We start from the raw sequence: 6,196 nt of genomic DNA on the forward strand, positions 1-6,196 counted from the left end.
TCCCGCGCCCCATCCCTTGCGTGCCACAACGGCACCGCACCGGTCGCGCGATCTGTGATTTCCCCCCGGCGTTATGGTCCGCATTCGCCAGCGGATGATCTGCCTTGTCGCGCGTCACCGCTCATCCTGAGCTTGTCGAAGGATGCCCACCCCCGGCCCCTCCCGCCTGCGGGAGGGGGGATGAAAGGGCAGCGCCTAACTCCTGCCCTCCCGCAGGCGGGAGGGCCGCGAGACTTCCTGAACGCAGTGAAGCTAGTCGCAGCGGGGTGGGCAAATCAGTGCCGCGCCAACGAAAAAGGGGCCGCCGCAGCAGCCCCTTCCCCGATCACTCCACGATGAACGTCAGCGCCCCGTCGCCCTCGTCGATCCGCACGGTCGAGCCGTCCGGCACTTCGCCGCCCAGGAGCTTCTCGGCCAGCGGGTCCTGCAGATAGCGCTGCACCGCCCGCTTCAGCGGCCGCGCGCCATAGACCGGATCGTAGCCGACGCGGCCCAACCAGCGCTTGGCCGCATCGGTCAGGTCGAGCACGATCTTGCGGTCCTTGAGCAGGCTCGCCACCCGGCCGACCTGGATGTCGACGATCGGCGCCATGTGTTCCTGGCCCAGCCGGTGGAACAGGATGATCTCGTCCAGCCGGTTGAGAAACTCGGGCCGGAAGTGCCCGCGCACGATATCCATGACCTGCGGTTCGACCGAGGCAACGTTCTGCCCCTCTTCCAGATTGGCGAGGTACTGGCTGCCGAGGTTGCTGGTCAGGATGATCAGCGTGTTGGTGAAATCCACCACGCGGCCCTGCCCGTCGGTCAGGCGACCATCATCAAGCACCTGCAGCAGCACGTTGAACACGTCGCCGTGCGCCTTCTCGACCTCGTCGAACAGCACGACCTGATAGGGCCGCCTGCGCACAGCTTCGGTCAGAACGCCGCCTTCGTCATAGCCGACATAGCCCGGAGGCGCGCCGATCAGGCGGCTGACGGAGTGCTTCTCCATGAACTCGCTCATGTCGATGCGCACCATCGCGCTGTCGTCGTCGAACAGGAAGCCGGCCAGCGCCTTGGTCAGCTCGGTCTTGCCCACGCCCGTGGGGCCGAGGAACAGGAAGCTGCCGAGCGGACGGTTCGGGTCCTGCAATCCGGCCCGCGCGCGGCGCACGGCCTTGGACACGGCCAGCACCGCGTCCTTCTGCCCGATCACGCGCTTGCCCAGCACCTCTTCCATCTTGAGCAGCTTCTCGCGTTCGCCTTCCATCATGCGGTCGACGGGCACGCCGGTCCACTTGCTGACGACAGCGGCGATGTCCTCGGCGGTCACCTCCTCGCGCAGCATGGCATTGGCGCTCACGCCCTGTGCTTCGGCCAGCTGCCGCTCAAGCTCGGGAATGCGGCCATAGGCAAGCTCCCCGGCCTTCGCCAGGTCGCCATTGCGCTGCGCCACTTCCAGCTCGCTGCGCGCGGCATCGAGCGCTTCCTTGACCTTGCCCTCAGCGGCGATCTTGTCGCGCTCGTTCTGCCAGCGCGTGGTCAGCTCGGCCGATTGCTGCTCAAGGTTCGCCAGTTCCTCGCGCAAGGTCGCCAGCCGGTCCTTCGACGCGGCGTCGGTTTCCTTGGCCAGCGCCATCTCCTCGATCTTCATCTGGATGATGCGGCGGTCGAGCTTCTCGATCTCCTCGGGCTTGCTTTCCACTTCCATGCGGATGCGGCTCGCCGCCTCGTCCATCAGGTCGATGGCCTTGTCGGGCAGGAAGCGGTCCGAGATATAGCGGTTGGACAGCGTCGCCGCCGCCACGATCGCATTGTCGGCAATGCGCACGCCGTGGTGCAGCTCGTACTTGTCCTTGATGCCGCGCAGGATCGAGATCGTGTCCTCGACCGTCGGCTCGCCCACGAACACCGGCTGGAACCGCCGCTGCAACGCGGGGTCCTTCTCGACGTACTTCTGGTACTCGTCGAGAGTCGTCGCGCCGATGCAGTGCAGTTCGCCGCGGGCCAGCGCAGGCTTCAGGAGGTTGCCCGCATCCATTGCGCCTTCCGATTTGCCCGCCCCGATCAGGGTGTGCATCTCGTCGATGAACAGGATGATCTGCCCTTCCGCGCCCTTGACCTCGTCCAGCACGGCCTTCAAGCGCTCCTCGAACTCGCCGCGATACTTCGCCCCCGCGATCAGGCTGCCCATGTCCAGCGCCATCAGCGTGCGGTCACGCAGCGAATCCGGCACGTCGCCATTGGCGATGCGCAGCGCGAGGCCTTCGGCGATCGCGGTCTTGCCCACGCCCGGTTCGCCGATCAGCGCCGGATTGTTCTTGGTGCGGCGGGCGAGGATCTGCACGGTGCGGCGGATCTCCTCGTCGCGGCCGATCACCGGGTCGAGCTTGCCCTCGCGCGCGGCCTCGGTCAGGTCGCGGGCATACTTCTTCATTGCGTCATAGGCGTTTTCGGCGCTGGCGCTGTCCGCCGTGCGCCCGCCACGAAGCTGCGTGATCGCCGCTTCGAGCGCCTGCGGCGTGACATTGGCAGCCTTGAGCGCCTGCCCCGCCGAGGTCGTGGTGGCGAGCGTCAGCGCGACGAGCATGCGCTCGACCGTAACGAAGCTGTCGTTGGATTTTGCGGCAATCTGCTCGGCGGCATCGAGCACGCGCACGGCATCGTTGTCGAGCCCCGGCGTCTGCTGCGCACCGGAACCCGACACCGCCGGAATCTTCGCCAGCGCCTTGTCGACTTCGGTCTGCGCCAATGCGGCATTGCCGCCCGCGCGCTGGATCAGCCCGCTGGCCATGCCCTCGCTGTCTTCCAGCAGGGCCTTGAGGATATGGTCCGGCGTGATCCGCTGATGGTTCATGCGGATCGCAACGGTCTGCGCGGCTTGCAGGAAGCCCTTGGCGCGGTCAGTGAATTTCTCGAGGTTCATGGTGTTGAACATCCTCCTGTTGCGCAGAACATGGTGTGGCTTTTACGCAACACAAGGGTCGCGCCGACGAAAAAGCTACACCGTTCGACAGGGGTAGTTCCTTGATCGGGAGCAATGTGCGGCGACGATGCCCACCCCCAACCCCTCCCGCCTGCGGGAGGGGAGTTGAAAGCACTGCTCCTGCCCTCCCGCATGCGGGAGGGCAGGAGCAGTGCTTTCAACTCCCCTCCCGCAGGCGGGAGGGGTTGGGGGTGGGCATCGTCGCCGCACATTGCTCCCGATCAAGGAACTACCCCTGTCGAACGGTGTAGCTTTTTCGTCGGCGCGACCCTTGTGTTGCGTAAAAGCCACACCATGTTCTGCGCAACAGGAGGATGTTCAACACCATGAACCTCGAGAAATTCACTGACCGCGCCAAGGGCTTCCTGCAAGCCGCGCAGACCGTTGCGATCCGCATGAACCATCAGCGGATCACGCCGGACCATATCCTCAAGGCCCTGCTGGAAGACAGCGAGGGCATGGCCAGCGGGCTGATCCAGCGCGCGGGCGGCAATGCCGCATTGGCGCAGACCGAAGTCGACAAGGCGCTGGCGAAGATTCCGGCGGTGTCGGGTTCCGGTGCGCAGCAGACGCCGGGGCTCGACAACGATGCCGTGCGCGTGCTCGATGCCGCCGAGCAGATTGCCGCAAAATCCAACGACAGCTTCGTTACGGTCGAGCGCATGCTCGTCGCGCTGACGCTCGCCACCACGACCTCGGCGGGGCAGGCGCTCAAGGCTGCCAATGTCACGCCGCAGGCGCTCGAAGCGGCGATCACGCAGCTTCGTGGCGGGCGCACGGCGGACAGCGCCAGCGCCGAAAACGCCTATGACGCAATGAAGAAGTATGCCCGCGACCTGACCGAGGCCGCGCGCGAGGGCAAGCTCGACCCGGTGATCGGCCGCGACGAGGAGATCCGCCGCACCGTGCAGATCCTCGCCCGCCGCACCAAGAACAATCCGGCGCTGATCGGCGAACCGGGCGTGGGCAAGACCGCGATCGCCGAAGGCCTCGCGCTGCGCATCGCCAATGGCGACGTGCCGGATTCGCTGCGTGACCGCACGCTGATGGCGCTGGACATGGGCAGCCTGATCGCGGGGGCGAAGTATCGCGGCGAGTTCGAGGAGCGCTTGAAGGCCGTGCTGGACGAGGTCAAGGGCGCGGAAGGGCAGATCATCCTGTTCATCGACGAGATGCACACCCTGATCGGGGCGGGCAAATCGGAAGGCGCAATGGATGCGGGCAACCTCCTGAAGCCTGCGCTGGCCCGCGGCGAACTGCACTGCATCGGCGCGACGACTCTCGACGAGTACCAGAAGTACGTCGAGAAGGACCCCGCGTTGCAGCGGCGGTTCCAGCCGGTGTTCGTGGGCGAGCCGACGGTCGAGGACACGATCTCGATCCTGCGCGGCATCAAGGACAAGTACGAGCTGCACCACGGCGTGCGCATTGCCGACAATGCGATCGTGGCGGCGGCGACGCTGTCCAACCGCTATATCTCGGACCGCTTCCTGCCCGACAAGGCCATCGACCTGATGGACGAGGCGGCGAGCCGCATCCGCATGGAAGTGGAAAGCAAGCCCGAGGAGATCGAGAAGCTCGACCGCCGCATCATCCAGATGAAGATCGAGGAGATGGCGCTGGCCAAGGAAACCGACGCCGCGTCGAAGGACCGGCTGGCGACCTTGCGCGAGGAACTGGCGAACCTTGAGCAGCAATCGGCCGAGCTGACCACGCGCTGGCAGAACGAGCGCGACAAGATCGCCGCTGAGGGCAAGGTCAAGGAAGCGCTCGATGCCGCGCGCAGCGAGCTGGAAGTGGCGCAGCGCAATGGCGACCTGGCGAAGGCCGGGGAGCTTGCCTATGGCCGCATTCCCGAGCTTGAGCGGCAGCTGGCCGAAGCACAGGGCGTGAGCGCCAATGCCATGCTGCGCGAGGAGGTGACCGCCGAGGACATCGCCGCTGTCGTCAGCAAGTGGACCGGCGTGCCCGTCGACCGCATGATGGAAGGCGAACGCGAGAAGCTGCTCAAGATGGAAGAGGTGCTGGGCAAGCGCGTGATCGGGCAGAAGGACGCGGTGCTGGCCGTGTCCAAGGCCGTGCGCCGCGCGCGGGCCGGATTGCAGGACCCGAACCGTCCGCTCGGCAGCTTCCTGTTCCTCGGCCCCACGGGCGTGGGCAAGACCGAGCTGACCAAGGCGCTGGCCGGCTTCCTGTTCGACGACGACAGCGCGATGGTGCGCATCGACATGAGCGAGTTCATGGAGAAGCACTCCGTCAGCCGCCTGATCGGCGCGCCTCCGGGCTATGTCGGCTATGACGAAGGCGGCGTTCTGACCGAAGCTGTGCGCAGGCGGCCCTATCAGGTCGTGCTGTTCGACGAGGTCGAGAAGGCGCACGGCGACGTGTTCAACGTGCTGCTGCAGGTGCTTGATGATGGTCGCCTGACCGACGGGCAGGGCCGCGTGGTGGATTTCACCAACACGCTGATCATCCTGACCAGCAACCTCGGCAGCCAGTACCTCGCCAATCTGGAAGAGGGGCAGAACGTTGCCTCGGTCGAACCGCAGGTCATGGATATCGTGCGCGGGCACTTCCGGCCCGAGTTTCTCAACCGGCTGGACGAGATCATCCTGTTCCACCGGCTGGGCCAGGAACACATGGCGCCGATCGTCGACATCCAGGTCGGCCGGGTGGCGAGCCTGCTCAAGGACCGCAAGATCGTGCTCGACCTGACCGATGCGGCCAAGCGCTGGTTGGGCCGCGTCGGCTACGATCCGGTCTATGGCGCGCGGCCGCTGAAGCGGGCGGTGCAGCGCTATCTGCAGGACCCGCTGGCCGAGAAGCTCCTGGGCGGCGAAGTGCCGGACGGCTCGACCGTGCGGATCGACGAGGGCGACGGGGCGCTGACGTTCATCGTGGAGTGATCGGGGAAGGGGCTGCTGCGGCGGCCCCTTTTTCGTTGGCGCGGCACTGATTTGCCCACCCCGCTGCGACTAGCTTCACTGCGTTCAGGAAGTCTCGCGGCCCTCCCGCCTGCGGGAGGGCAGGAGTTAGGCGCTGCCCTTTCATCCCCCCTCCCGCAGGCGGGAGGGGCCGGGGGTGGGCATCCTTCGACAAGCTCAGGATGAGCGGTGACGCGCGACAAGGCAGATCATCCGCTGGCGAATGCGGACCATAACGCCGGGGGGAAATCACAGATCGCGCGACCGGTGCGGTGCCGTTGTGGCACGCAAGGGATGGGGCGCGGGA

2 protein-coding genes are annotated in these 6,196 nt (G+C 66.2%); one reads left to right on the forward strand and one right to left on the reverse strand.

The features are described 5' to 3' along the window. Positions 1 to 325: 325 nt before the first annotated feature. Positions 326 to 2,905, reverse strand: a complete 2,580-nt coding sequence (gene clpB, locus AX703_RS11595) for an ATP-dependent chaperone ClpB (RefSeq protein ID WP_062344232.1) — start codon at positions 2,903 to 2,905, stop codon at positions 326 to 328. 386 nt (positions 2,906 to 3,291) lie between these two features. On the opposite strand from clpB (AX703_RS11595), the gene clpB (AX703_RS11600) reads away from it, so the two are divergent. Next, positions 3,292 to 5,871, forward strand: coding sequence for an ATP-dependent chaperone ClpB (clpB, locus tag AX703_RS11600; RefSeq protein WP_062344232.1), 2,580 nt, complete (start codon positions 3,292 to 3,294; stop codon positions 5,869 to 5,871). Positions 5,872 to 6,196 lie beyond the last annotated feature (325 nt).

Source organism: Novosphingobium sp. CCH12-A3 (genome assembly GCF_001556015.1).
GTDB lineage: Bacteria > Pseudomonadota > Alphaproteobacteria > Sphingomonadales > Sphingomonadaceae > Novosphingobium > Novosphingobium subterraneum.